This window comes from Hankyongella ginsenosidimutans, assembly GCF_005144965.1.
In the GTDB taxonomy this organism is placed as follows: domain Bacteria; phylum Pseudomonadota; class Alphaproteobacteria; order Sphingomonadales; family Sphingomonadaceae; genus Hankyongella; species Hankyongella ginsenosidimutans.
Map to the genome: position 1 here is coordinate 907941 of NZ_CP039704.1, position 23811 is coordinate 931751.

Below are 23811 nucleotides of genomic sequence, written 5' to 3' on the forward strand. Positions count from 1 at the left end.
ACTGCGCCGATCAGCAGCAGGGCAAACGCCAGCGCGAACACCGTGAAGCCCTCGACGAAGGCGGCGGGGGCGATGGCCAGCCCAAACGCCTCAGGGCGCGACTTCGCGACCATGATCGCCGACGCGCAGCAGTCCCCTGTTTGACCGCGCCAACCAATTGCGCCAGCCCGCCCAGCAGCCCGATCGCCGCCAGCGGGGCCGCATTGTCTGCGCTCACGACACGGTTCAGCGCCAGGGTCAGCACGATGCCGTAGATGGCCTGCGAGGCCGGCATCGCCGCGATGCCGATCAGCCGGCCATGCCCGGACTCCATGTCCAGCATGGCGCCGCAGGCGGCGTGGCCGGCGCGGGCGCAGCCGATCATGCTGCCCAGCGCCGCCAGCGCCATGGCGCCATAGATGCCGAGCCAGCCGAACAATTGTGTGGACAGATCGATCATCGCGTGGACTCCCGGGTACGGAAAGGAAGGAACGGGCGACCTTCGCCCCACAGGCCCCAGCCGAAGAATTCGATGTAATTGAGCCGCAGGCCATGAACGACGCCGCCGGCGATGCTGAGGATGAAGTTGATGCCGTGACCGACCAGCAGGATGCACAGCCCGAAGACCACGCCCGTACCAGGCGTCGAACCGACCTTAGCCGCCAGCGTGTTGAACGCCGCACCGAGCGAGGAACCGGCGATCGCCAGCGCGAACAGGCGCAGATAGCTCAACACGTCGCCCAGCACGGAAACGACGCGCGGCATCGCCGCGGCACCCTGGACCAGCCGGCGGCCTAAGGTGGGAGCATTGCTGCTGAACATGAGGACCAGCAGCAGACCGGCCCCGCGACGCCATAAGCCGCCAGTCGGCCGGCACCACCCGCCAAATACCAGAGCGGCCCGGCGGTCATCACCAGCGCCCAGCCGACATGCGCCCAGGCCGTCCGGCCTGGCCAGCGGCGACGCGCGGCGCACAGGTTGGCCAGAACGAGATGGCCAACGCCAAGCATCAAAGTGCCGGTCATCATGATCTGGCGGTCTTCGCCAGGAACCACAGCCAGCGCCTCAAGCCAGGGATGCGGTGGCACCGCGCCGGCGTAGGTGCCGACCGCGCCTCCCCAGGCCGCGGCCGCCACGGCCAGCAGCAGCCCCAGCCGGCGCAGGGTCCGCCCGGCCTCGCTGCGCCCCAGGCGCCGCCAGAACAGCGCCACCGCCGCCCCGAGCAGCAGGCCGTAGACAGCATCCGAGACGATGATCGCGAAAAACAGGGTGAATGAGGCCAGCAACAAACCGGACGGATCCCAGGCGGAATAGTGCGGCGTTGCGAAGAAGCGCACCAGCATCTCCCCGCGCGGGCGATCTTCGTGTTTTCCAGCAGGGTCGGCGGCGCTCTTCGGGGCTGGCGGCCGTGCGATCAGCGCCACGCCCTGAGTGCGCGCCCAATCCCGGAGGGCCGGCAACGCGCGTTCCGGTGCCCAGCCGGAGACCGCCGCGACAGCGCCCTGCACGGCCACTGCATCCTGCGCCCGGCGGCGGTCGTCGGCATCGGCGAGGCGGTTGGCGTCGCGCTCCAGCAGCGCGAGCCAGCGGCTGAGGTTGGCGCGCTCGGCATCCAGATCGTCGAGCGCTATCTCGATTTCGCCAAGCCGCCTCTCCAGCGCCTCCAGCGAGCGCGCCCCGACGTGCGCCCGCCGGCAGGGCAAGCCTTCCGGCTCGTCAGCGGAAATTACGATGACGAGTCTGCCGCCCGGCCGCCGACCGACGATCTGCCAAGGGTGGCCGCATGCCAGAACATGGCGCATCTCCGATGGGCGGACGTGGTAAAACCAAAGGCGCAGTTCCGGGTGCCCCTCCAGGCTCGCGAAATCGAAATGCCCCCATGGCTGCACCTCGGCGATGCGCACCTTGAGCGCCACCAATTCCTCCTCAAGTGCGATGCGCTGCTGCTGCAACGCCTCGACCGCGCTGACGATCGCCCCGGCCCTGGCCGCGCCGCCCCGGCCCGGGCGCCGCCGCCGGGGTCCCGCCGCGAGGTAGCGGATGGCGCGACGAATACGGCTGTCGCTCGCCTCGCTCCCAGCGCCCGCCAAATCCAGGTGCGTGACGCCCAGTTGCTGGAGCGACTCCAGCACGGCCTCGCGATCAGCCGCGGCCGCCAGCAGGGTGACCTGAACGAGCGGGACGATGCTCACGACAGCGCATCCGCTGCATGTCGGCGGGCCGGCGAGCTTGGTGCGAGCGAGCGCCGTTCTGTCCGCATCCGCCAGGAAGACGCCGATCCGCCCGATGTCCCGCTTCGCTTGCGGTTTCAGCACCTGATCGAGCAGGTTGATCCGCTGCACCGTCTTGCGCAGCGCCTGATCGAGCTGGCACACGCGCTCCGCTGCGACCTGAAGCCGAACCATGCCTTCGGCCAGCCGGGCTGCCAGATCGAGAGCGTGATCCAGCCACGGCGGCGTCGCCGCCAGATCGTAGTCCGCGCGGTGCCAGTCGAAAGCGTCGACGACTGGAAGCCGCACGCCGAGCCGGCTTTCCTGGCTGCGACTGACGGCGTGCAGCGTCTGCAATCCTTCAAGCGTCACCTGCGGGTCAGCGGCCGGCGCCAGAGCCTGCGCACGCTGTTCCAGTGCGCGCTGCGCGGACTCCAGAGCGGCATGCTGCTCCCGCGCGATCCGCAGGTCGCGCAGCAACTGCTGGCGCTTCAACTCCAGCGAGGGCAGCACGCGCTCATACATCGCCAACTGCTGGCGACGCTGGGACAAAGTCGCCTTGGTCATCCGCAGCCGGTTCATGCCGCACTCTCCCCAGCGTGCGTGCGCAGGTAATGCGCCTTGATGAGCGCATCCTTCACCAGCAGTTCGGCGGGCTCGAAACAGTCGGAGAGCAGCTTCCAGCCGAGATCGAGCGCCGCCTCCAGCGGCATCGGCCGGTCGATGGCCATGAACGTCTCGCGGAAGAGGTCGCGGTAGCGCAGCAGACGGAGATCATAGTCATTGATATCGAACGCCATGGCGCGCTTGCGCTCCGCGTCCTCGGCCTGCGCGTACAGACGGATCATGGCGTTGGCGAGATCACCGTGGTCGGCGCGGGTTTCCTTGCCGATCACGTGCTGCTTCAGGCGCGACAGCGAGCCGAATGGATCCAGCATGCCGTCGTGCAGATAAAGTTGACCTTCAGTGATATAGCCGGTGTTGTCCGGAACCGGATGGGTAATGTCGTCGCCGGGCAGCGTGGTCGCCGCCAGAATGGTGATCGAGCCGGCACCCGTGAAATCGCAGGCCTTCTCGTAGCGCCGCGCCAGTTGAGTGTAGAGGTCCCCGTGTAGCCGCGGCTGGCCGGAATGCGCTCAAGCGCGATGCCGATCTCCTTGAGCGCATCGGCGTAGGAGGTCATGTCGGTCAGCAGAACCAGCACGCGCTTGCGCTCCTGAACCGCGAACTGCTCGGCGATCGCCAGCGCCAGATCCTGCGCGAGCAGCCGCTCGACCAGCGGGTCGCCGGCAAGGTTCGCCACCATCACGGTACGATGCATCACGCTGGCGGTCTCGAAGGCGCTCCGGAAGAAGTGGTAGTCGTCGAACACCAGCCCCAGCCCGCAGAACACCACGATGTCGGCGTCCGCCTGCAGGCCGACGCGCGCCAGCAACTGATTATAGGGCTGGCCGGCTGGTGCGAAGATCGGCAGCTTCTGGCTTTCGACCAGGCAGTTGAACATATCGATCATCGGGATGCCGGTGTGGATCATCCGCGTGGGCATCGCGCGTGCATAGGGGTTGACGGCGGGACCTGCGATCTCGATGCGCGGCTCGTCCACCAGCGAGGGGCCGCCGTCGCGTGGTGCGCCGTCGCCTCGAAACACCCGGCCGAGGATGTTCTGCGAGCAGCACATGCTCATCTGCATGCCAAGAAAACGCACGGTGGCCGCACGCGAGAGCCCGAGGCCGCCGGCGAACACCTGAAGCGACACCAGATCGCCGGCGATCTCGATGACCCGCGCCAGCGAGCGCCAGCCCGGTTCCTGCTCAACCACCGCCAGTTCGCCCAGCGCCGGCCCGGCAGGCGCACGCACGCGGGCGATATCGCCAACGATATCGACCAGACCATGGTGACGGGTCGCCACCGCAGGCAGCTCCATGCTAGCCCACATCGTCCGCGCTCCGCGCCTTGCGACCCGAGCCGCGGGAATTGACGATGATGCGAAGCGGCTGCGCCATGTCGGCCGGCGGCGGGTCAAGCGCTGGAATCGCCTGCAAGACCTGGACGATGCGCTGGTCGATTTCCGGCACGCCCGATGAACGTACGACATTTGCGGACGTGATGAAGCCATTGCCGTTGACGGTCAGAGCCAGCGTCGCCTTGTAATCCTTCTTGCGCAGTTCCGGCTCCGCCATCAGCGTGGCCTCGAGCGCACGCTTCAGTTTCAGGGCGAACGTCCGCGCCAGCAGGCGGCCGAGCCCGTCACCGGAGCCGGAGCCGCTGCGGGCGCCGCCCAGCGTCGTAATATCCCGCCCACCCGGCTTGCCGACCAGTCCGAAGGAATCGCCGGCGCCCTCGCCCTCGGCGTCGACGCCCAAGGTGTCGTCGATCGGGGCAGCTTCCTCGGCGGCGGCCTCCTGCGGCTCGAACTGTTCCTCAGGCTCCGGCTCCGGAGGCTTCACATCCGGCGGCGGCGGCGGTGCGTTCGGCGTGACCAGCGTCACCTTCTGCACCGCCGGCAAAACCTGATGTCGCCCAGCGTGTCGTGAAGCCAGAAGCCCACCGCGACCACGCAGGCCACCCCGACGATCCGCAGCGCCAGCGCAAGCTTCGGGTGCGCGTGGTGCGCGGGATGATGGTCGGAGGCGAAGGGACTCATTTCACCACGCGCTGGGTGACCAGCCCGACCTCCGAGATGCGCACGCGCTTGATCACCTCGAGCACGTCGATCACGCGCTGATACTGGACTGCGGCGTCGCCTTTCACAACGACGGGCAGGGTCGGGTCCGCGGCCTTGAAGTTGGCGAGCTGCGCTTCAAGCTCGGCCAGCGTCACATTCACTGTATCCAGGTAGATCTCGCCGTTGGACGCGATGGTGATCGCCTTGGTGCGCGGCTTGGCGAGCGACGGCGAAGAACTGGCCTTGGGCAGATCGACGGAGATGCCCTGGACGGTCGCAGTCGCCATCACGATGAAGATGATCAGCAGATTCCACGCCAAATCCATCAGCGGCGTGACGTTTACCTCGTCATAGATGCGGGTGTCAGGCTTGAACCGCATGGCCCGCCTCCCCTCGCCAGCGATGATGCGGCTGACCACCTCCTCGCCGAAGACTTCCATGGTGCTCAGGCGGTCACGGATGCGCGTTGTCAGAATGTTGTAGGCGAACATGGCGGGATCGCCACGATCAGGCCCGCGACCGTCGTCGCAATGGCAGCCGAGATGCCTGGCGCGATGGTGTTGACGTTGACGTCTCCGGAAGCGGCAATCGCCGCGAACGTGATCATCACGCCGACCACCGTGCCGAGCAGCCCGAGAAACGGCGCGCCGCTGATGGTGAGCGTCAGCAGCACCATGTTCTTGTTCAGCCGGTTCGCCTCCTCGATCAGCGCTCTGCCGATGGCCGAGCGGAGCAGGTCCGCCTGCGCAGCGCCTGCACGCACCGAGCGCCCAACCCGCGCGATCCGGCATAGCGGCGAGCGCGCAAGCATCGCCTCGTCGTCGGTATGACTTGCGGTCGAGCCGCCGGTCAGCGCCAGATAGCTCTTGTCGCCCTTGTCCATCTGGTCGAGCGTCAGCGACTTGACCACTGCGACTTCCAGGCACAGCGCCGCCAGCAGGCCGATCAGCATGATGATCACCCAGCCATCGACGCTGACGGAGGCGGCAATGGTTGCAAGCAGCCCGAGATAGGCTGAGAATTGGCTTTTCTGCTCGGTTGCGCCTACCGAGACCAGCCGTCCTTCCGGGCCGCTGCCCAGCGCGACCGCCTGCAGCCAGCCGGCCGAACGGGCGACGTTCGAGACTTCCACCTCATCAAGGCTGCCGGTGAAGCCGGGGCGGCCGGGCGCTGCCCCAAGCAGCACCGGCCCGGCCAGCGCTGGTGTCGCCACCTTGGCGCTGCCCTTGGCTTCCCCATCGATGTAAAGCGTCAGCGTATCGGCGGTGAGCGTCGCTGCCACGTGCCGCCAGGTCCGGAACGGCGTCGGACCGCTGGCCGCCACGCCGAGCGTTGCGCCGCCGGGGCCGCGCAGTTGCGCCTCAATCCCGTCGCCGCGGAAGCCGACCGCCAGCGCTGGACCACCCGCCGCACCCAGGGTCAGCACCGCGCCGTCCTGCGCTTTATCCGCGCGCACCCAGAATGCGACCGTGCCGCCCGCCGGAAACGCCAGCGAAGGCGCGCTTGGCACCTCTGCCGCGCTGTCCGGCGTGAACGCCAGCCCATCGCCGATCGCTCCACCGGCAACCGGCTTCGCGCTCGCGCGCACGGCGTTGTTGCCGTAACTCGTGCGATCTTGCGGCAGCCCGGTCAGGCGCTCGAAGTCCAGCGCCAGAACGGTCTGCTTGTCCTGCACAGCTTTTTGTCGGATGCCGGCGTCGCCTCCGGGTTGCCGTAATAGACCCAGACCGGCAGCTTCTCGCCCGCCGACAGCGCCGGCACCATCACCCGGACGATCGCCAGCTCCGACACCCAATCGAACCGCTCGACATGAAAAGTGAGCGGGGTCACGTCGTCCTGCGCAATGAAACGCAGGTCGGCACCATCATCTCGGAGCGCTGCGAACGAAAAGTTGCCGGTATGCAGCCGTACGACCACCGGTACTTCGTTGAGATTGCCTTGAAGCGGCACGCCAGACGCCGTGGCGTCCAGGATCACCTGCTGCCGAAACGCCCAGTCCTTATTCCACCAGGCCTGCGCGGCGCCGGGAACAACAGCCCCAGAAGGCAAATCAGCGCCAGCAGCCCAGAACCCCGCCGCCGGCGCACGCCGCCCCCGGCACATTGAAAACTTCAACCATAATGTCGTCCGTAAATTTATGATTAAGAATCGGTGAACAGATAATCGCAGCCTGGCCGGACGCCGCCTTGACGCAGGTCAAGCCCGGTTAGACCTTGGTCGTTTCGGATTGAATCGATCAAAAACGGGAAGGCTATAAGGGAGGTGCCCGTCTGAAAGACGGACGGTGGGGTGAGAAATCCCAAAAATGCCAGTATCCACCACCCTGACGGGTGGTCCCCTCCTCCCGATGGGGAGGAAGCGCCATTCGCGCACTGGCCCCAAAGGGGCGCAGATACTGCCTGTTTTTCCGTCCTATTTTCCGCAGGAGTGGGCCGAGCGGATCAGGCCCCAAGCGCCAGCCGGATGACGTAGGCAACGGCCCCGAGCGCCAGCACGCTGGCCGCCCAGAGGCCGGCAAACCAAGCGAGCTTGCGCCATGACCCCGGCATCAATGATAGCCTTCCGTGCCGACCTTGCCGCGGAACACCCAATAGGCCCAACCGGTGTAGGCGAGGATGATCGGCACCATCACGCCCGCGCCGATCAGCATGAACAGCTGGCTGCGATAGGGGCCGCCGCCTCCCAGATGGTGACGCGCGCCGGGATGACATCGGGCCAGATCGAGACACCAAGTCCGACCAGGCACAGCCCGAACAGTCCTAGCGCCCACAGGAACGGCTGCACTTCCCGCTTGCGCGCCAGGCTGCGGTAAAACAGCGCTGTCACGACGATGGTCGCCAGCGGCACCTGCGCCGTCGCCAGGATACCCGGGTAGCTGAGCCAGCGCTCGTGGTAGCGCGGCTCCAGGGTCAGGGTCGCCAGGCTGACCGCGCCGATCGCCAGCAGCAGTGCGATGCCCAGCCGGCCGGCGTAGGTGACCGCCTGACGCTGCAGCGCCCCTTGCGTCTTCCAGTTCAGCCAGCAGGCCCCGAGCAGGCTATAGCCAACCATCAGGGCAAAACCGGTCAGCAGTGAGAATGGCGACAGCCACTCCCACCAGCCGCCTGCGTAAGCGCGGCCTTCGACAGTGATGCCCTGCAGCAGCGCGCCGAGCGTCAGCCCTTGGGCGAAGGTCGCCACCATCGAACCGAGTGTGAACGCGGCATCCCACAGCCGCCGGTGACCCGGGTCGCGCCAGCGGAATTCAAAGGCGACGCCGCGCAGGACCAGCCCCAGCAACATGGCGGTCAGCGGCGCGTAGAGCGCCGGCAGGATGATCGCGTAGGCGAGCGGAAACGCTGCCAGCAGCCCGCCGCCGCCCATCACCAGCCAGGTCTCGTTGCCGTCCCAGACAGGCGCGATGCTGTTCATCGCGGCGTCCCGGTCAGGCCCGACCCGGAACAGCGGGAACAGGATGCCGATACCGAGGTCGAAGCCATCCATCACCACATAGGCGACGATCGCAAAGCCGATGATGGCGGCCCAGATGACGGTCAAGTCGATCATGCGTACGCTCCCTCGATTACGGCCGCGGCAGGGTGACGCCGGCGCTGCGGATCGGCGCACCGTCGAGCGTGCTCTCGTGCGCCTCCGGCGGTTTGCGCATCAGCTTCAGCAGATAGAGGATGCCCATGCCGAACACGCAGAAGTAGACGACCGCGAAGGCGGCGAGCGAGGCCGCGACCGCCGGCGCACCAAGCGGGGAGACGCTTTCCGCCGTTCGCAGCAGGCCGTAGACGGTGAACGGCTGGCGCCCGACTTCAGTCACCACCCAGCCTGCCAGAACCGCGACGAAGCCGGAGGGGCCCATCAGCACCGCTGCGCGGTGCAGCAAGGGCCAGTCGTACAGCGATTTGCGCGCCCGGGCGACCAGGCTCCACAGGCCAAGCCCCGCCATGGCGAAGCCCAGTCCGACCATGATGCGGAACGCCCAAAACACGATCGGCACCGGCGGCTCATTCGCGTCGGGTACGGTGTCGAGGCCCTTGAGCGGGGCGTTCAGGTCATGCTTCAGGATCAGCGAGGACGCCTTGGGGATTTCGATCGCATAGTCGACGCGTTTTTCCGCGCTGTTGGGGATGCCGAACAGGATCAGCGGCGCGCCGTCCGGATGGCTCTGGTAGTGGCCCTCCATCGCCATCACCTTGACCGGCTGATGCTCGAGCGTGTTCAGCCCGTGCATGTCGCCGGCAACGATCTGGAGTGGCGCGACGAGCGCAGCCATCCACATCGCCATGGAGAACATCTTGCGGGCACCCGGGTTCGCACGATCCTTGAGCAGGTGCCAGGCGCCGACGGCACCGACTGCAAACGCCGTGGTGAGGTAGGCCGCGAGCACCGTGTGGACCAGCCGGTAGGGCAGGCTCGGGTTGAAAATGATCGCCAGCCAGCTTGGGCCGGGCAGGAACTGGCCGTTGGCGCCGATTTCGTAGCCGACCGGCGTCTGCATCCAGCTGTTGGCCGAGAGAATCCAGAAGGCGGAAATGAACGTGCCGACTGCAACCGCCAACGTTGCGAGGAAATGCAGCTTGCGGCCGACCCGGTTGATGCCGAACAGCATGACCCCGAGAAATCCGGCCTCAAGGAAAAAGGCGGTCAGCACTTCATAAGCCATCAGCGGGCCGATCGCCGGCCCTGCCTTGTCGGAGAACACCGACCAGTTGGTCCCGAACTGGTAGGACATGACAATGCCGGAGACGACACCCATGGCGAACACGACGGCGAAAATCTTCAGCCAGTATCGGTAGAGGTTGGCGTAGACGCCGCGGCCGGTCTTCAGCCACAGGCCCTCGAGCACAGCGAGGAAGCTGGCCAACCCGATGGTGAAGGCGGGAAACAGGAAGTGGAAGCTCACCGTGAAGGCGAACTGCGCCCGAGCGAGCAGGAGGGCGGTGGCGTCCATGGGAGGGTCTCCTTGGTCGGATCGCGCGCCCCTATGCAGCGAGCGCACGCCAGCTGCGGTACAATGTATAGACGGCGACCAGCAGAATGAATGCGGCAAAGAGGCTGTTGAGCTGCCCCTTGGATGCCGCGAGCTTCTGCGAGGCCTTGGTGCCGAGCGCGCTGCCGAGCAGCCCGCCAACGATGAACGTGGCGGCAAGCGGCCAGAGCACCAGGCCGGAAAAGGCATAGTTCGCCGCGGTCGTCAGCCCGAACGCGGTTACAGCGATCAGCGAGGTGCCGACGGCGCGCAGTATAGGCATGGCAGTTGCGGCGATCAGGCCAGGCACGATCAGGAAACCGCCGCCGATGCCGAAAAAGCCTGAAAAAGCCCGGTTCCAAACCCGAAACCAAGGATTCTACCAACGGTCGCGGCATTGAAAGTCGCGTTCTCGACGCCCTCGCTCTTGCGATTGCGGAACATCAGGCCCGCGACCGCGATCATCAGCAGCGCAAACAGGAACAGCAGTTTCTGGCCATCGAAATTCTTGCCGAGCGTCGAGCCGCCAAATGCCCCCAGAATACCCGCCGCAGCGTACAGGCCGCCGCAGCGCCAGTTCACCGTGCCGGCCTTGGCATGGTTCCATAGCCCGATCGAGGCATTGGCGGCGACCGCCAGCGCGCTGGTGCCGATCGCCTCGTGGGGGTTCTTGACGCCAACGAAGTAAAGCAGCAGCGGCACCGCCAGAATGGAGCCGCCGCCGCCGACCAGGCCGAGCACGAAGCCGACGAGCATCCCGGAGATGCCGCCGAACATATAGTGCAAGGGGTCCACGTCAGGCCCCGATCCTGTGCGGCTTGACCATCCATTCGCGGCCTTTCAGCATGCCGTGCCAATAGACGGGCGGCAGGATGGTGTCTTTCAGCAGCCAGGACAGGCGCGAAGGCCGCGTGCCGTCGATCAGCCAGTTCGGGAAGCTCGGCTGCAGTGTGCCGCCATAGCCGAACTCGGCGAGCACGATCTTGCCGGCCTCGACGGTCAGCGGGCAGGAGCCGTACCCGTCGTAATCGGCGAGCGGCGGCTTGCCCTCCAGCGTCGCCAGCGCATTGACCGCGACCACGGGGGCCTGTTTGCGGGCGGCGGCGGCGGTCTTGGCGTTGGAGGCCGCGCAGGCGTCGCCCAATGCATAGATGTTGGGATAGCGCGGGTGCTGCAGCGTCGCCTCATTCACCGCGATGAAGCCGGATTCCGCGGCAAGCGGGCTGGTGCGCACGAAATCGGGTGCAACCTGCGGCGGCACCACGTGGATCATGTCGTAGTGCACATCCGCGCGCCGCGTCGCTTCCCCGTCCTTCTGCTCGAAGGTGGCGATTTTGCAGCGCTGTCGATTGCGACCAGCTTCGAGCCGAGGTTCAGGTGAATGCCGTAGCGCGCGACATAGTCCATGAGCGCCGGAACGTAGGCGGCGACGCCGAACAGCACGGCGCCCGCCGTATGAAACTGAACGTCGATGCCTTTCAGCACGCCGCGCCGCTCCCAGCGATAGCAGGAAAGATACATCGCCTTCTGTGGTGCGCCGGCGCACTTGATCGGCATGACCGGCTGCGTGAACAGGGCGCGGCCGCCCTGAAAATCCTTGACCAGCCTGTTGGTGTAAGGTGCCAGATCGTAGCAATAATTCGAGGTGACGCCGTTGCGGCCGAGCGACTCCTTGAGGCCCGGGATTGCGTCCCAATCGAGCTTCAGTCCTGGGCAGGCGATCAGCACCCGGTATTCCACGTGGCTGCCGTCGCACAGGATGACCTGGTTGGCCTCCGGGACGAAGGCGGTCGCCGACGCCTTGATCCAGGTGGCGCGGCGCGGGATCAGTTGAGCCTCGGGGCGCTGCGTGAACGCCTTGTCGAACACGCCGGCACCCACCATGGTCCAACCAGGCTGATAATAGTGCTTGTCGTTCGGTTCGACGATGGCAATCGAGACATCGCGGTTGCGTTTGAGGATGCTGGCGGCCGTGGCGATGCCGGCGCTGCCGCCGCCGACGATGACGATGTCGAAGCAGCGTGTCGGCTTCTCGACCGGTTCGTAGGCGTGCGCCATCTCGGCCAGCTTGGCGGAGCGCGAGCCGGACCGGCAGTAGGCCAGAACCGGGCTAGGCAGCCTGGCAAGCGCATCGCGCATCGCCCGCGCGTTGTCCTCGGTCAAGGCACCGGAGACGGCGGGCACATGGGCAAAACCAAGCCCCACCTCTTGCGCGCGCTTCGCGATCTGCGCCGCGTCCGGCTGCAGCGGTTCTTCGCCGTCCGGCCGATTGCAGAGGATCGATCGGTAGCCCTCGCGCGCGATCGCGCCAACGTCATCGGGGGTAATCTGCGGGCAAACGCCGATCCGATCATTGAGGCGTTTGATTTCCATCATGCCTTCTCCCAAGAAGACGCCGGGCCGGTCCATGCGCCGCAAGGCGCTGCAGGCCATGCCGGCCAGCATGGCGAAAACGAAAATCGCGGCGTCAAAGGCGCCAGCGCCAAAGCGGCGAACGCCGGTCCCGGGCATAATCCGCCAAGACCCCAGCCGATGCCGAACAGGACGGCACCCAGGCAAAGCCTTGCATCGATGCCGGTTGCATCCGGTATCGCAAAGGTTTCGCCTGCAAGTGGTTTGGCCATGCGCGCCCTCACGCGCCAGGCGATCGCCATGGGCAGCAGCGCACCGGCCATGACAAACGCCAGCGTCGGGTCCCACGCGCCGAACAGATCCAGAAAGGCCTGAACCCTGTGCGGGTCGATCATGCCGGACAGCGCAAGGCCCATGCCGAACAGCGCGCCGGCACCGAGAGCAATCAGCGCCCGCATCACAGCAGGCTGGCCAGGCGCAGCAAGCCAACCGCCAGGAAGCCGCTCGCCATGAAAAGCCCGGTCGCCGCCAGCGAGCGGGGCGACAGGCGCGACAGGCCGCAGACGCCATGCCCGCTCGTACAGCCTGAGCCGAGCCGCGTCCCGTAGCCGACCAGCAGGCCGGCGACGATCAGCGTCGCGGGCGTGCTCACAAACTGCACGGAGATGGGGCCATGCAGCGCGCGCAGCAGCAAGGCACCCATCGGCAGCCCGAGAACGAAGGCGACCGCAACCATGCGTGGCGGCCCAGACGCCGCAATGCCGGTCGCGCGCGCCGCCAACCCGCTGACGCCGGCGATGCGGCCCAGCACAAGCAGCATGGCAGCAGCGGCACAGCCGATCATCAGCCCGCCGAGCATACCCTCGATCGGCATGGCGTTCGGGAATGCGTCCATCATACCGCGTTCACCGGAATCTTCAGATAGGCGACGCCGTTGGACTCTGGCGGCGGCAGACGGCCTGCGCGCATATTGACCTGCACGGACGGCAGGATCAGCGCCGGCATGGCCAGCGTTTTGTCGCGCGCTTCCCGCATGGCAACAAAGTCGTCCTCGCTCACGCCGTCGTGCAGGTGAATATTGCCCTGACGCTCGGCCTCGACCGTCGTCTCCCAGGCATAATCGTCCCTGCCTTCCGGCAGGTAGTCATGGCACATGAACAGCCGCGTCGATGGCGGCAGCGCCAGCAGTCGCCGCACCGAGCGATACAAGGTGCGTGCGCTTCCGCCGGGGAAATCGCACCGGGCCGAGCCATAGTCCGGCATGAACAGCGTATCGCCGACGAACACCGCGTCGCCGATCACATAGGCGACGCAGGCCGGCGTATGCCCCGGCACATGCAACACGGTCGCCGCAAGGCCGCCGATCGCAAACTGGTCGCCGTCCATGAACAGCCGGTTGAAATCCGAGCCGTCGCGCCGGAAGTCCAACCCGGCATTGAACAGGGCGCCGAAGGTCTGCTGCACGGTCGCGATATGCGCCCCGATGGCGATCTTGCCGCCAAACCTCTCCTGAAGCAGCGGCGCGGCCGACAGATGGTCGGCGTGCGCATGGGTCTCGAGCAGCCAATCGACGCCGAGTTGCTGCGCCTCCACGTAAGCGGCGATCGCATCCGCTGTATCGGTGGCCGTGCGCCCCGACGCCGGATCATAGTCAAGGACGCTGTCGATGATCGCAGCGCGACGGGTCTCCAGATCGTGAACGACATAGGAGATCGTGAACGTTACAGCGTCGAAGAAGGCCTTGATTGCAGGAACGCCTTTCTGGGCCGCTGCAATCTGGGTTTGGGCTTTGGACAGAGCTAGATCCATCACTTTCGCCTTTTGAATTCATGTTTACATAAATTCTGTAATTTATTACAGAGATTGCGTCAAGCCTGATTTGCTCGCTAAAGGGCGGCGCATGGAGATGGCAGCAAAGAAGAACGTCGGCCGCTTCGCCTGGGCGACCGCGCCCCGACTTCCGGGCGCGCACCACTGCTGGCGATCTGCAACTTTCGAGTCTGCGGGGACGGTGGGTGATTTTCTTTTCGCACCCGGCGGATTTCACCCCGTCTGCAGCACGGAATTCACGGAGTTGGCGCGGCGGCAGGCTGAATTCGATGCCGTCGGCTGCATGCTGGTTGGCCTCTCCGTGGACAGCCTGCATTCGCATTGGGCCTGGATCCGGGCGCTGCAGGAGGTGTTCGGCGTGCAGGTGCGCTTTCCGATCGTGGAGGACCCCAGCATGGCGATCGGCCGCGCCTACGGCATGATCGATGAGCAGTCGCGCGATAGCACGACCATGCGCACCACCTTCTTTATCGATCCGGAAGGGGTGATCCGCGCGACCACCTGCTACCCGCACGACGTTGGACGCTCGGTCGAGGAAATGCTGCGGCTCCTGAAGGCTCTGCAAAGGTCTCCAGCGCGCCGGCCCTAACGCCGGAGGGCTGGACCGAGGGCCCGGTGCTGCGCCTGCCGCCCGATACGCCGGATGCCGGCCCCGACTGGTTTTGCCGCTTCGAGGGCCCGATGAGCGCGCTGTTCGAGGATCGGCAGGCAGCGCAGGCCGCCGCGGAAAAGCTCAAAGTTTACGCGCAGCCGCAGCGGTTGATGATCCTCTCCTGCCTGTTGCGCGGCGCGCGCATGGTGGCCGACATCGGCGATGCGACCGGCATCGCCCAGCCGGCGCTCAGCCAGCAGCTCGCCGAACTGCGACGAGCCGAACTCGTCGTGACCCGCAAGGAGGCCAAGCAGGTCTGGTACGCGCTCGCCAACGAGGGCGTTGCGTTGTGCGTGCGCAACATTGAGGCGATTTTCGGCGGCGTCGGCCTGCCCGGCGAAACCATCGCCGCATCCCCGTCGCCACACGGCGTTGCCGGCTTCGCGAGAGTCCTCTGAATACGTATATGGTGCAGCCCCGCGGCGCAAAGCCGAGCCCGCGTGATGGGCTGGCAGGTGGCATCACGCAAATGGTGCGTAGCGCAGTCTGTGCCGAACCAGTCTCTGCAGGCAATTCCCTGTTAAACAAGGAAAATACAGGAAGGGGCATAAAATCGGCCAGCTCTGATAACCCAAAGTCCCGGAATCCCGTGCCTTTTCGGGCGATTTCCCTAATGTCGGAACAGGGAAACTTTTCACAAGATCTGGGAACGCTTTGGACCTGAACAGCGAACGGCAGCGCCGATACACGTTCGATCCTGCGCAGCTCGAGCCGTTTGAGATTGGTGCGGCGGCGGGGCGCTGTAGGGTTCGTCGTCGTGCATGGTGGTCATTGCTCCAGCTCCTTGCGCCGCTCATGGAGCGCCCGCGCCAGGTCGCGTGCGGCGTGGAACACGGCGAGCACGGTTACAACATCGGTGCCGACTTCATAGACGATGATGTAGGGCATGGAGGTGACGGACAGCTCGCGCGTGGCGGGCAAGCGTCCCGCGTGGCCGATCTCGGGAAGTCCTGGAGCCGATCGGTGGCGGTCACGATCGTGCGGTAGACTTTCTCGGCCGCAGGCGGGTTGTCGAGGGCGATATAGTCGATGATGTCATCAAGATCGCGGGCCGCAGGCTCGGCGAAAACGAGCCGCACTTACCGCTTCCAGCCATGCCTGGCGGCGATGCCGGAAAAACCTCGTCGGCGGCGACGACACGGCCTTCGCTAGCGGCGGCGATGCCGTCCTTGATCCGCTCGATTTGCCAGGCATTCGTCTCCAGATATTGCTCAAGCGCCTGCACCACAACGTAGTTGCGGGAGCGGTCCATCGCCGATGCGAGCGCGTCGATTTCCGTGATGATCTCTTTTGCAGCGCGGACGGTGATCGGCTCGGTCGGGCGGTTTTGCGGCATGTGTAATCTCCTGTGTTCTCTTGTAATCATACCATGACACCGGATTCGTTGGAAGCGGTTTGCGAGGATGGTGCCAAAGCGGGGCAAGGGTCTGACGTGCCTGGCCTTTTCCAGTTCTGGTGCGTCGCGTCCGCTCGCGCCCTTTGAGAATGCCGCCCCAGCTTAACCGCCAACGTCTCGCGCGCGTCTCTGGGCTTCCAATCGACTGGCGGGCACAACGCGAACTGCTCGGATTCGCTTGAATTTTCGATAGCTGCGCCGTCGGATGCGCAACTGTTGCGCACCGCATCTCCCGACCGCCAATTTGACGCTCACAGAAAATGCCGCGACCCAGCCCCTGAATCCCGCGCCAAATCAGTCTCCTGGACGGTGCTGCAGATGCTCTGCCTCGCACAAACCCACGGAAAATCCGGCAGAACTTCCGACACGATGGATTCGATGTAACGTACTGTTTTAGAACGATAAAATAATGGTGCGTAGCGCAGTCCTGAGCGAACGGGTCTCGCGACTGCGTTTCCCTGCTCGCAGGGTATTTTGCAGGAAATCTGACCGATTACCTCCTTTCGGAGCAATCCTGCGGTCGTGAGACGCCCGGAATCCCGGAGCGAGACCAAATTCCCTGCTGTGACGAGCAGGGAATGCAAAACCCGGAGCAGGGATTTGAGTTTTACGCGGACTTCCCATCCGCTTGGCTGTGATCAGTCTTCGGGCGCTGGCAGATCAGGTGGCCGGAGGTGCTTCAGCACCTGACCTGACAGGATCGGGTCGAGCGCGTCCGCTTCCTGCAACGCCCAACTCGCCCATGCCTCCAGCGTCGCGGCGTCCACATCCGCTCGATCTACCATGGCTTCACGCACTTCACCCACAAGTGTGCGAAGGTCTCGTGCTGCGCGCAGGAGTTCACCGCTCGTTCGGAGGTCAGTCACGCGCTGCTCGTTCAGCTCGCGAATTCGTTGGAGGCGGCGTTGCTCGCGCTCGCGGCGCGCCTCTTCCGCTTTCCTTTCGCGCTCGATGCGTTCCTGCTCTGCGCGCTCCTCGTCCTCGCGAAGGCGCTCCTGAATTTGGCTTCGCCCGCGACGATGATTGCCGCCGCGATCTCGGCGATCTTACTTTCCAGCCGGTTGCCGTCCTCATCCTGCCAGGTATCACCCACCTCTCGGTCGTAGCCGGGCTTCACGCTAAGGGTTAGAGGCGTACTCGCGGGCAGGGCCGGATCCGGGCGGCGATATCCGCGGCTGACAATGGTGCAGTGTTTGCCGACGATCTCCAGCGAAAGGCTAAGCGATGTGGATCCTATCCATGCCCGCGCGCTGATTTCCGTGTCGGTCGCGGTTGCGTCTCCGCCATGGCCGCGCTTCGCCAGGGCCAGCAGAATACCGTTGAACAGCTTGAGCCGCCGTTGATCCAGCGGATTATCAGACCTCGGCTCATCCCAGTGCCAGGAACTGTTCGCCACTTTCTGACCGCGGCGTTCCTCCTTCTGAAGAATATCCTTGAGCCCGGGATGATAGCCCTCGAGGGTTCGCGGTACAGCCACCCGGCCCAGAGCTTTCAATTCTTTGGCGCGCAATTCCTCGAGGTCCTCGGGCACCTCGGACGTCGCAAAGGGACCGGTGGCCGGGATGGGCGTCGCCTGGGCGATGAATGGCGCGAAACGGGAGTCGATCAATATCCTGCCGGTCTCGCCAGGGCGTCGATGAGGCCTTGGGCGGACAGGGGACTTTCCTGCCTGCATGAACCCGGTTCCAGTGCCCCTGAGGCGGCGTGACCACGCCAAATCCCTTGAGCAGCTTTTCAGGCCGACATCGCTCAGGCCAATCTTGGTGGCCAATTCACGCATGGGTGCGGACCAAGCGAACGCGATGAGATCATCCGGCATGACCATGATATCGTTTCTTTGGTACCAATGGTTCAACGTCCATCTCCATCCGCGTGTGCAAGGTCCCAAACCACTACAGCACTAAATTTGCTGAAAAATTCACGATGCAGATCTCGTCGTTGATTAGAGGATCACCAATCCTCAAGCACGTCTGCAGATGTTGGCTATTCATCGGGCCACTCGATGCCCACTTCGCTTTCGCGGATGGTTGTCGCTCGCGCGGCCCGCCTGAGCATCGGCTCGCGAAGGTAAATTGACAGAATTTGTCAGTTCGCACCATCCGGTCGAGTTCCACGCGAAAGGCTGCGCGCCTCGGCACGTCGCACAACGATCTCGTCACATTTGTTGCGGATAGGCAATTGACCGGCAGTCTCGCGAGGCATATAAGTGTAGAAAATCACTCTATAGGTTCCACCCTTGCCTTCCATGTTGCCCGACCTCGATCTCACCCTTGGCCAGATGCTCTGGGCGGTTCGTTATGGGCACGAACCCGATCAGCATTTTCGGGATCAGATCCGCTATCTTCGCCTCCTCGATATCCCGGGGCATCTGCCACCCAGGCCAGCGGTCCCGGCAAGCGTATTCGCTACGGTTTCGCCGATCTGGTCGAGCTCGGACTGGCGGTCACGGGTCTGGATCTCGGCTTCCGGCCCAAGGATATCGCGGCGGTGCTGGTCGGTCAGCGCGAGGGGATGCACCGGCTCTATGCCAACGCCTGGCTGGAGCTGCCCGATGCCGCGATTGCCGCCGACTGGGTCAAAAGCCGGGGGCGGATCAAGCCACTGATCGCGGACGAGATGTTCGTCCGTCTGCATGATCGGCGCGGCGAAAAATGGGGCCAGATCGATCTCATCGGTGCACAAGAAGCGGGTGACGCGCTGCCCATGCTCGAACCCGTGGAGCGGTTCGGCAGCGAAGCACCGCGTCGCCTGATTCCGCTCAAACGGCTCATGCTCCAATGGGTCGCCTGGGCGCTAGAAGCCCCCGATATCAAGCCAGGTCGCAGGTAGCCTGCGATCGTTTCCGGCAAGCAAGGAAGCCAAACTAGAGCTTTATAAATGATAAATTACATACAAAGGAGTGACCGCGATGCGGTATGATCAACGTTTCTCGAATATCAGACTGCGCATCGAATATGTGTCGCCTTCCGCCCTCGTGGCGGCGAAGCACAATCCCCGCGTTCACGGGGCTCGCCAGATCAAGGCGCTGGCAAAGTCGATCGAAGCCTTTGGTTTTGTCGCGCCGGTCATCGCAGACGAGAACAATGTGCTGATCGCCGGCGATGCGCGTGTCGAGGCCGCCAAGCAGGTTGGCCTGGTCGAAGTACCCGTTGTGCGGGTCGAGCATCTCGACGAAAATCAGAAGCGTGCCCTGATGATCGCCGACAACCGGCTGACCGACATGTCGAGCTGGGATGACACGCTGCTAGCCGAGAACCTCAAGCTCCTGGCCGACGTGGAGCTTGATTTCGATATCGAGGCGACCGGCTTTACCTGTGGCGAGATCGATCTGCGCATCGAGGGCGTTGAATCGCTGCCGGATGATGACCCCGACGATGCCGTGCTCGATGAGGTGTCGGGCCCCGCAGTCAACCAGGTCGGCGATCTCTGGGAGCTTGGCAATCACCGTTTCCTGTGTGGTGACGCGCTCGACGAGGCAAACTGGGCCAAGCTGATGGCGGGCAAGAGGGCCGCCATGACGTGCAGCGATTTTCCCTACAATGTGAAGATCAACGGCCATGTCTCGGGGCTCGGCGAAGTCCGGCACGCGGAGTTCCCGATGGCTTCTGGTGAAATGGACAAGGCGGGGTTCACGGCATTCCTCCGGCAAGCGTTCGAAAACATCATCCGCCACAGCCGGTCAGGCTCGCTGCACTATATCTTTATGGATTGGCGCCACCTGGGTGAGATGCAGACCGCCGGAGACACGGTGTTCAGCGAGCTCAAGAATGTCTGCGTGTGGGCCAAGGATCGCCCGGCGATGGGTTCGCTCTACCGGTCACAGCACGAGATGATCTTCGTCTGGAAATCAGGGCGCGAGCGGCACCGCAACAATGTCGAGCTGGGCCGCAACGGGCGTAACCGGAGCAATGTCTGGGAGTACCCGGGCATCGGCGGCTTTCGCCACTCCGATGAAGGTGATCTGCTTCGCCTTCATCCGACCGTGAAGCCGGTGCGGATGATTGCCGACGCCATTCTCGACGTGACCGCGCGCGGCGATATCGTGCTCGATCCCTTCCTCGGTTCGGGCACCACGATCATTGCCGCCGAACGGGTCGGCAGGCGCGCTTACGGCATGGAGCTTGACCCCGTGCATGCCGACACCGCCATTCGCCGTTACGAACGGCACAGCGGACAGGATGCCATCCATGTTGAGACCGGCCTGTCCTTCGCCGAACTCGCGGAGAGGCGTGCCGCCGAGGTGGACGCCCACCATGGATGACGATGACGAATATCAGGTGGGTTATGGCAAGCCGCCGAAGCACACGCGCTTTCAGAAAGGCAGGTCCGGCAACCCGGCGGGCAGAAGCGGCCGCCGGAGGGGCCTGGCCAGATATTCCACCGGTTGCTGCGGGAGAACGTGACTGTCACCGAAAATGGCCGTCGGCGGGCGATGTCCAAGCTGGAACTGGTTTTCAGTCAGCTGATCAACAAGGCGGCGAGCGGCAACGAGAAGAACTTCAAGCTCTTCCTGGAAATGATGAACAGGTTTCCACCCGAAGCCGCAACCGTGCGGCTGGATCGCGACGATCAGGAGTTCCTTCAGAATTTTCTGCGGGTCGCGAAAGAGATTGATGACAAATATTGAAGCGCAAGCATGCCGGGGCCGTGGTCTCCCTCACACTCAGCCGAGCAGTTCGCTCGCGGTCACGCCGAGCCCATGCGCCAGCTTCTCCACGACGGTGATCGTCGGATTGCGGGCCCTCTCCAGGTCGCTCACATAGGTTCGGTGAATACCCGCCAGATCGGCAAAAGCCTCCTGGCTTAAGCCCTTGGCGGTGCGCAGTTTGCGCAGATTTCCCGCGAGGCGCTGGCGAACATCATCCATCGCCAGAGAAACACGCCGATGCAGCTGATCCGTCTACAGACGATCAGTGACATTCGACTTGACCTTGCGCCCTTTGCATTGCTTGTGGGAATGTCACTCATCGTATGCGGAAAGTCGAATGCCGGAAGCGGACAGCAAAGGTACGGATCCATCACCGAAAAGCCGGTTCAGAGCCCAGATCACGGAAGTGGTGAACCGCAACGCAGTTATTTCGCTTGGCCTGGCGCGGGGTTTCAACGCGTTCCTGCCGGTCTACGATGATGGCATCGACTTTATTCTGCACAGCGAGGCCGAGGGCCTTTTGCGCAAGGTCCAGCTGAAGAGCCGCTGGACGATCGACCACAAATACACCGGCCGGGACATCTGGATCGCCTTTCCCATCCAGGCCGAATGGTACCTGATGCCGCACGACACCATGCTGGAACTGGCCCGGCGGTTCGGGATCACGGACACCGGCTCGTGGCGGGACAGGGGTATCTACAGCAAGCCGCGCCCATCGAAGGAACTGATCGCCGCTTGCGCGCCGTGGCAGTTCGGCCCCGGCCGATGTTGCCGGGGTCGCGATGGAACAGTTCGAAATTAGGGAGGATGCATGAAGCGGGTGCGCGACAATTTGCCGCTGGCAATGGGGATAGCGCTTGCATTGGTGGCGCAACCCGCGTTGGCTGCATCGGCTGCGGAGAAGGCGGCTCGCGAACTGGCTGCACTCACCCCGGAAAACGTCGCGGCGCGCGTTACCGTGAAGGACGATGACCTCGAGGCCAGCGCGGTCTTCACGACCGAGCTGGTCTATCAGGAGCGCAAGGGGCTGCAGGGCAATGTGCCCAACGACAGCTTTGTGCGGGCCTTCGTCGACAAACGCTCCGGCGCGGTGACATGGCAGGTTTATGTTGTCACCAACTACATTGGTTCCTGGCGGTTTTTGAACAGGCAAACTTCCAGACCAGCAACGGCGTCGAAACTGTGCCGGTGACGGTGATCGATCGTCAGGTGCAAACCTGCATCAGTGCGGCCGATTGCATCTATACGGAGCAGGTGGGCTTCACCCTGTCGGACGAGCTCACCCGCGCGCTGGCGCGTCTTTATGATCCGAAGGGATCACTGGCGGTGTGGCGCTTCCGCCTCAAGGCCAAAAGCGGCGAAGACTATACTGATGCCTTCGCGGCGGCCGAGGTCGCTGGCATCGTCAAGGCGGTTGACGACTGGCGGGCACGGCACCCGGTGACGCAATCGGCGGGCGTGGGAATTTCCTCGCCCGCGACCGGGATGGCTCCGGGCGGAGCTGTGCCACAATCGCTCGGCGTCCAGTTCATCCCCACCCAACACGGCGCGGTGATCGTCAGCGTCCAGCCTGGCAGCCGGGCCGCAGCGGCCGGATTTGTGCCGGGCATGATCGTCACCGCCGTGAACGGCAAGGTGCTTGCCGGCTTGTCCCTCCTCGCCATGCGTGATGAACTGACCCGGCAGGGCCATCGGACTTTCTCGATCATGGGTAAGCCGGACCTAAGCGTTCCCTAACGGCGCGCGGCTCTCGTCAGCGCGGGAATTTGGTGGCACCACAGCGCCATGCAGATCATCTTCAGCAGAAAGGGGTTTGATACCGGATCGGGCGGCGCGCCTTCGCCGATCGTCGATGGTCGCCCCGTTTCCCTGCCCATCCCGACGAAACGGCGCTCGTCCACTTGCTATGGCGACCTCGGGCTTGGCGAAACGGTGGCCAGGGTTACCAGGGGCCGGATCGGTGCTGACCACCTGTGTCACGAGGATCCCATGTTCTTCGATGGTCGCTGCCTGTTCGGGCAATGCGGCGCCGCCCAGTCGCACCTGCGAAGCCAGGGCGTCGGGCCTAGCGACGTTTTCCTGTTTTTCGGACTGTTCTCGGAGGATGGCGGCCGCGAACGTCATCACCGTTTGTATGGCTATATGCGCGTCGACAGCGTCATCGAGGGGGCCTGAGTTCCAGGCACCCGTGGGTCGCGGCAGCCCCGGCCGCATCCCCACACCATCGGCGAGTGGAACGCGAACAATTGCCTTTATGTCGGGCCTAGCGGACTCGCCGGCAGTGCCGACCCGCGCCTGCGACTTACCACTGCTGGCGGGCCGCTTCGACTGTGGGACGTTCCCGCTGGCTAGCGGAAACCAAGCTCAGCTATCATGGTCGCACCGACCGGTGGCACGAGGGGAACCGTCTAGAGATCGTGTCGCGCGGCCAGGAATTCGTCGCGGACATCGGCGAGCGCGAGGAACCGCGCCGCTGGTTGGAGGAAATCATCGGGGTCCTTGAGGGATGACGCGGATATTCCGGTACATTTTACAGACCGATACCGGGATGGCACCGTGCATCGACCGTGGCCGTCTAACGCTGGCCACGTGCAAGCCCAAAATCCGATCCAGCGCCCAGCCCGGCGACTGGGTGCTCGGCTTCTATCCGCACCCCTTTGAACGGGGCCTCGTGGCATGGGCCGGATGGATCGCGCGAAAGATTGAGACCGGAGACTACGAACGCGAATTCCGTGGGCGATCGGATGCCGTTTACCGTCAGAAGGCCGACAGCACCTTCAAGCGTCTTCGCCCGGACTATCACCCAGGCACAAACGAGATCCGGAAAGATCTGTCGGCACCAGCGCTAGTCTACGACGAACAGGCGACATAGTATTTCGGAGACGAGCCACGGCTGTTGCCGGATGCCCTGATCCATCTCGCCGCTGGCGGACAGGGGCATCGTGTGAACGGTACTCGCGAAGACGATCTGGCCACTTTATCGGCTTGGCTGCGCTCATGCTCGTTACCGGGAATTCTTGGTCGCCCCGTCATGCCCCCGCTACCCAGGTGCTGTCGCGCGGATGCGCAGGAAAATGCTGAGGGGCACTTTGGAGGTCAAACGACGGCAATGAGCGTCA

Annotated in this window: 27 protein-coding genes and 7 pseudogenes; 11 read left to right on the forward strand and 23 right to left on the reverse strand. The window is 64.5% G+C overall.

All coding sequences use genetic code 11. The features are described from left to right. Positions 1–10: 10 nt before the first annotated feature. From E6W36_RS05185 to E6W36_RS05270, 18 genes and pseudogenes are all read right to left on the reverse strand, one after another. On the reverse strand, positions 11–439 hold the full coding sequence (locus tag E6W36_RS05185; protein ID WP_222873948.1) for a hypothetical protein: 429 nt from the start codon (positions 437–439) through the stop codon (positions 11–13). Next, entirely contained in the window at positions 436–744 is a 309-nt protein-coding gene (locus E6W36_RS05190; protein WP_222873949.1) for a hypothetical protein, read from the reverse strand. Before E6W36_RS05190 ends, E6W36_RS05185 begins: the two co-directional genes overlap by 4 nt. A gap of 29 nt (positions 745–773) precedes the next feature. After that, positions 774–2771 carry a V-type ATP synthase subunit D gene (locus tag E6W36_RS05195; protein WP_222873950.1) on the reverse strand — a complete coding sequence of 666 codons (1998 nt, stop codon included), beginning with the start codon at positions 2769–2771 and terminating at the stop codon, positions 774–776. Then, complete coding sequence (locus tag E6W36_RS05200; protein ID WP_222873951.1) at positions 2768–3127, reverse strand: ATP synthase beta subunit C-terminal domain-containing protein; 360 nt, start codon at positions 3125–3127, stop codon at positions 2768–2770. The genes E6W36_RS05195 and E6W36_RS05200 overlap by 4 nt, the downstream gene beginning before the upstream one ends. 63 nt (positions 3128–3190) lie before the next feature. Further along, a pseudogene (locus E6W36_RS05205) lies at positions 3191–4125 on the reverse strand (hypothetical protein); the annotation flags it as partial. Next, positions 4115–4687: a TonB family protein gene (locus tag E6W36_RS05210; RefSeq protein ID WP_222873953.1), complete on the reverse strand. Its 573-nt coding sequence runs from the start codon at positions 4685–4687 to the stop codon at positions 4115–4117. The pseudogene E6W36_RS05205 and the gene E6W36_RS05210, both read right to left, overlap by 11 nt. Beyond that, positions 4675–4833: a hypothetical protein gene (locus E6W36_RS05215; protein ID WP_222873954.1), complete on the reverse strand. Its 159-nt coding sequence runs from the start codon at positions 4831–4833 to the stop codon at positions 4675–4677. The genes E6W36_RS05210 and E6W36_RS05215 overlap by 13 nt, the downstream gene beginning before the upstream one ends. Further along, positions 4830–5345 carry an ExbD/TolR family protein gene (locus E6W36_RS05220; RefSeq protein WP_246048162.1) on the reverse strand — a complete coding sequence of 172 codons (516 nt, stop codon included), beginning with the start codon at positions 5343–5345 and terminating at the stop codon, positions 4830–4832. Before E6W36_RS05220 ends, E6W36_RS05215 begins: the two co-directional genes overlap by 4 nt. Continuing rightward, the gene (locus E6W36_RS05225; RefSeq protein WP_222873955.1) at positions 5324–6529 is read right to left on the reverse strand and encodes a MotA/TolQ/ExbB proton channel family protein; all 1206 of its coding nucleotides are present in this window, start codon (positions 6527–6529) and stop codon (positions 5324–5326) included. The genes E6W36_RS05220 and E6W36_RS05225 overlap by 22 nt, the downstream gene beginning before the upstream one ends. Continuing rightward, a complete protein-coding gene (locus E6W36_RS05230) occupies positions 6484–6969 on the reverse strand; it encodes a DUF2341 domain-containing protein (RefSeq protein WP_222873956.1) in 486 nt (161 codons plus the stop codon). Before E6W36_RS05230 ends, E6W36_RS05225 begins: the two co-directional genes overlap by 46 nt. Before the next feature lie 326 nt (positions 6970–7295). Beyond that, a complete protein-coding gene (locus tag E6W36_RS05235) occupies positions 7296–7403 on the reverse strand; it encodes a DUF2474 family protein (protein WP_222873957.1) in 108 nt (35 codons plus the stop codon). Continuing rightward, a pseudogene (gene cydB / locus E6W36_RS05240) lies at positions 7403–8400 on the reverse strand (cytochrome d ubiquinol oxidase subunit II). Before cydB ends, E6W36_RS05235 begins: the two are co-directional and overlap by 1 nt. 16 nt (positions 8401–8416) lie before the next feature. Beyond that, positions 8417–9796 carry a cytochrome ubiquinol oxidase subunit I gene (locus E6W36_RS05245; RefSeq protein ID WP_222873958.1) on the reverse strand — a complete coding sequence of 460 codons (1380 nt, stop codon included), beginning with the start codon at positions 9794–9796 and terminating at the stop codon, positions 8417–8419. Between the two features lie 31 nt (positions 9797–9827). Further along, positions 9828–10591, reverse strand: a pseudogene (locus E6W36_RS05250) (sulfite exporter TauE/SafE family protein). Positions 10592–10610: 19 nt separating this feature from the next. Next, a pseudogene (locus tag E6W36_RS05255) lies at positions 10611–12187 on the reverse strand (bifunctional protein tyrosine phosphatase family protein/NAD(P)/FAD-dependent oxidoreductase). Between the two features lie 54 nt (positions 12188–12241). Continuing rightward, positions 12242–12624, reverse strand: a pseudogene (locus E6W36_RS05260) (DUF6691 family protein); the annotation flags it as partial. Beyond that, positions 12624–13064 carry a YeeE/YedE family protein gene (locus E6W36_RS05265; protein ID WP_222873959.1) on the reverse strand — a complete coding sequence of 147 codons (441 nt, stop codon included), beginning with the start codon at positions 13062–13064 and terminating at the stop codon, positions 12624–12626. The pseudogene E6W36_RS05260 and the gene E6W36_RS05265, both read right to left, overlap by 1 nt. Continuing rightward, complete coding sequence (locus E6W36_RS05270; RefSeq protein WP_222873960.1) at positions 13061–13978, reverse strand: MBL fold metallo-hydrolase; 918 nt, start codon at positions 13976–13978, stop codon at positions 13061–13063. The genes E6W36_RS05265 and E6W36_RS05270 overlap by 4 nt, the downstream gene beginning before the upstream one ends. Before the next feature lie 65 nt (positions 13979–14043). Between E6W36_RS05270 and E6W36_RS05275 the strand changes: the two are divergent. Together E6W36_RS05275 and E6W36_RS05280 are read left to right on the forward strand one after the other, a co-directional pair. Next, a pseudogene (locus tag E6W36_RS05275) lies at positions 14044–14668 on the forward strand (peroxiredoxin); the annotation flags it as partial. Between the two features lie 9 nt (positions 14669–14677). Continuing rightward, on the forward strand, positions 14678–15046 hold the full coding sequence (locus E6W36_RS05280) for an ArsR/SmtB family transcription factor (protein ID WP_222874403.1): 369 nt from the start codon (positions 14678–14680) through the stop codon (positions 15044–15046). A 370-nt stretch (positions 15047–15416) separates the two neighbouring features. Here the strand turns inward: E6W36_RS05280 and E6W36_RS23025 are convergent. The 4 genes and pseudogenes from E6W36_RS23025 to E6W36_RS05305 form a co-directional block, all read right to left on the reverse strand. Next, a pseudogene (locus E6W36_RS23025) lies at positions 15417–15727 on the reverse strand (type II toxin-antitoxin system RelE/ParE family toxin). Continuing rightward, complete coding sequence (locus E6W36_RS05295; RefSeq protein WP_222874564.1) at positions 15619–16071, reverse strand: CopG family ribbon-helix-helix protein; 453 nt, start codon at positions 16069–16071, stop codon at positions 15619–15621. The pseudogene E6W36_RS23025 and the gene E6W36_RS05295 overlap by 109 nt, the downstream one beginning before the upstream one ends. 611 nt (positions 16072–16682) lie before the next feature. Further along, positions 16683–16850, reverse strand: coding sequence for a hypothetical protein (locus E6W36_RS05300; protein WP_222873963.1), 168 nt, complete (start codon positions 16848–16850; stop codon positions 16683–16685). Between the two features lie 71 nt (positions 16851–16921). Further along, a complete protein-coding gene (locus E6W36_RS05305) occupies positions 16922–17653 on the reverse strand; it encodes a hypothetical protein (RefSeq protein ID WP_222873964.1) in 732 nt (243 codons plus the stop codon). A gap of 878 nt (positions 17654–18531) precedes the next feature. Between E6W36_RS05305 and E6W36_RS05310 the strand changes: the two genes are divergently transcribed. The 3 genes from E6W36_RS05310 (at position 18532) to E6W36_RS05320 (ending at position 20671) form a co-directional block, all read left to right on the forward strand. Beyond that, positions 18532–18873: a hypothetical protein gene (locus E6W36_RS05310; protein ID WP_222873965.1), complete on the forward strand. Its 342-nt coding sequence runs from the start codon at positions 18532–18534 to the stop codon at positions 18871–18873. Between the two features lie 79 nt (positions 18874–18952). After that, positions 18953–20305, forward strand: coding sequence for a site-specific DNA-methyltransferase (locus E6W36_RS05315; RefSeq protein ID WP_246048265.1), 1353 nt, complete (start codon positions 18953–18955; stop codon positions 20303–20305). A 9-nt stretch (positions 20306–20314) separates the two neighbouring features. After that, positions 20315–20671 (forward strand): DUF5681 domain-containing protein, encoded by a 357-nt coding sequence (locus E6W36_RS05320; protein ID WP_342776845.1) that lies wholly within the window; start codon positions 20315–20317, stop codon positions 20669–20671. Between the two features lie 36 nt (positions 20672–20707). Here E6W36_RS05320 and E6W36_RS05325 read toward each other — a convergent pair whose 3' ends face one another. Beyond that, positions 20708–20911 (reverse strand): helix-turn-helix domain-containing protein, encoded by a 204-nt coding sequence (locus tag E6W36_RS05325; RefSeq protein WP_222873968.1) that lies wholly within the window; start codon positions 20909–20911, stop codon positions 20708–20710. A gap of 190 nt (positions 20912–21101) precedes the next feature. Here E6W36_RS05325 and E6W36_RS05330 point away from each other — a divergent pair, with 190 nt between their 5' ends. From E6W36_RS05330 to E6W36_RS23030, 6 genes are all read left to right on the forward strand, one after another. Then, on the forward strand, positions 21102–21494 hold the full coding sequence (locus E6W36_RS05330) for a hypothetical protein (protein WP_222873969.1): 393 nt from the start codon (positions 21102–21104) through the stop codon (positions 21492–21494). A gap of 9 nt (positions 21495–21503) precedes the next feature. After that, positions 21504–21884 carry a hypothetical protein gene (locus tag E6W36_RS05335; RefSeq protein ID WP_222873970.1) on the forward strand — a complete coding sequence of 127 codons (381 nt, stop codon included), beginning with the start codon at positions 21504–21506 and terminating at the stop codon, positions 21882–21884. Further along, entirely contained in the window at positions 21881–22429 is a 549-nt protein-coding gene (locus tag E6W36_RS05340; protein ID WP_222873971.1) for a PDZ domain-containing protein, read from the forward strand. The genes E6W36_RS05335 and E6W36_RS05340 overlap by 4 nt, the downstream gene beginning before the upstream one ends. A 48-nt stretch (positions 22430–22477) precedes the next feature. Further along, positions 22478–22867 carry an Nmad3 family putative nucleotide modification protein gene (locus E6W36_RS18100; protein WP_246048163.1) on the forward strand — a complete coding sequence of 130 codons (390 nt, stop codon included), beginning with the start codon at positions 22478–22480 and terminating at the stop codon, positions 22865–22867. Between the two features lie 155 nt (positions 22868–23022). Continuing rightward, positions 23023–23202, forward strand: a complete 180-nt coding sequence (locus E6W36_RS18105; protein ID WP_246048164.1) for a hypothetical protein — start codon at positions 23023–23025, stop codon at positions 23200–23202. 38 nt (positions 23203–23240) lie between these two features. Then, a complete protein-coding gene (locus E6W36_RS23030) occupies positions 23241–23564 on the forward strand; it encodes an Nmad2 family putative nucleotide modification protein (RefSeq protein WP_425459690.1) in 324 nt (107 codons plus the stop codon). The last annotated feature ends 247 nt before the right edge of the window (positions 23565–23811 follow it).

What these genes read in the sequence shown, in the direction of transcription:
- E6W36_RS23030 (WP_425459690.1), top strand. Translation starts at nt 23,241, where the DNA reads ATGGCACCGTGCATCGACCGTGGCCGTCTAACGCTGGCCACGTGCAAG.
- E6W36_RS05215 (WP_222873954.1), bottom strand. Translation starts at nt 4,833, where the DNA reads ATGAGTCCCTTCGCCTCCGACCATCATCCCGCGCACCACGCGCACCCG.
- E6W36_RS05185 (WP_222873948.1), bottom strand. Translation starts at nt 439, where the DNA reads ATGATCGATCTGTCCACACAATTGTTCGGCTGGCTCGGCATCTATGGC.
- E6W36_RS05315 (WP_246048265.1), top strand. Translation starts at nt 18,953, where the DNA reads ATGCGGTATGATCAACGTTTCTCGAATATCAGACTGCGCATCGAATAT.
- E6W36_RS18100 (WP_246048163.1), top strand. Translation starts at nt 22,478, where the DNA reads ATGCAGATCATCTTCAGCAGAAAGGGGTTTGATACCGGATCGGGCGGC.
- E6W36_RS05200 (WP_222873951.1), bottom strand. Translation starts at nt 3,127, where the DNA reads ATGCTGGATCCATTCGGCTCGCTGTCGCGCCTGAAGCAGCACGTGATC.
- E6W36_RS05335 (WP_222873970.1), top strand. Translation starts at nt 21,504, where the DNA reads ATGAAGCGGGTGCGCGACAATTTGCCGCTGGCAATGGGGATAGCGCTT.
- E6W36_RS05195 (WP_222873950.1), bottom strand. Translation starts at nt 2,771, where the DNA reads ATGAACCGGCTGCGGATGACCAAGGCGACTTTGTCCCAGCGTCGCCAG.
- E6W36_RS05220 (WP_246048162.1), bottom strand. Translation starts at nt 5,345, where the DNA reads ATGTTCGCCTACAACATTCTGACAACGCGCATCCGTGACCGCCTGAGC.
- E6W36_RS05280 (WP_222874403.1), top strand. Translation starts at nt 14,678, where the DNA reads ATGAGCGCGCTGTTCGAGGATCGGCAGGCAGCGCAGGCCGCCGCGGAA.
- E6W36_RS05265 (WP_222873959.1), bottom strand. Translation starts at nt 13,064, where the DNA reads ATGATGGACGCATTCCCGAACGCCATGCCGATCGAGGGTATGCTCGGC.
- E6W36_RS05190 (WP_222873949.1), bottom strand. Translation starts at nt 744, where the DNA reads ATGCCGCGCGTCGTTTCCGTGCTGGGCGACGTGTTGAGCTATCTGCGC.
- E6W36_RS05235 (WP_222873957.1), bottom strand. Translation starts at nt 7,403, where the DNA reads ATGCCGGGGTCATGGCGCAAGCTCGCTTGGTTTGCCGGCCTCTGGGCG.
- E6W36_RS05325 (WP_222873968.1), bottom strand. Translation starts at nt 20,911, where the DNA reads ATGGATGATGTTCGCCAGCGCCTCGCGGGAAATCTGCGCAAACTGCGC.
- E6W36_RS05245 (WP_222873958.1), bottom strand. Translation starts at nt 9,796, where the DNA reads ATGGACGCCACCGCCCTCCTGCTCGCTCGGGCGCAGTTCGCCTTCACG.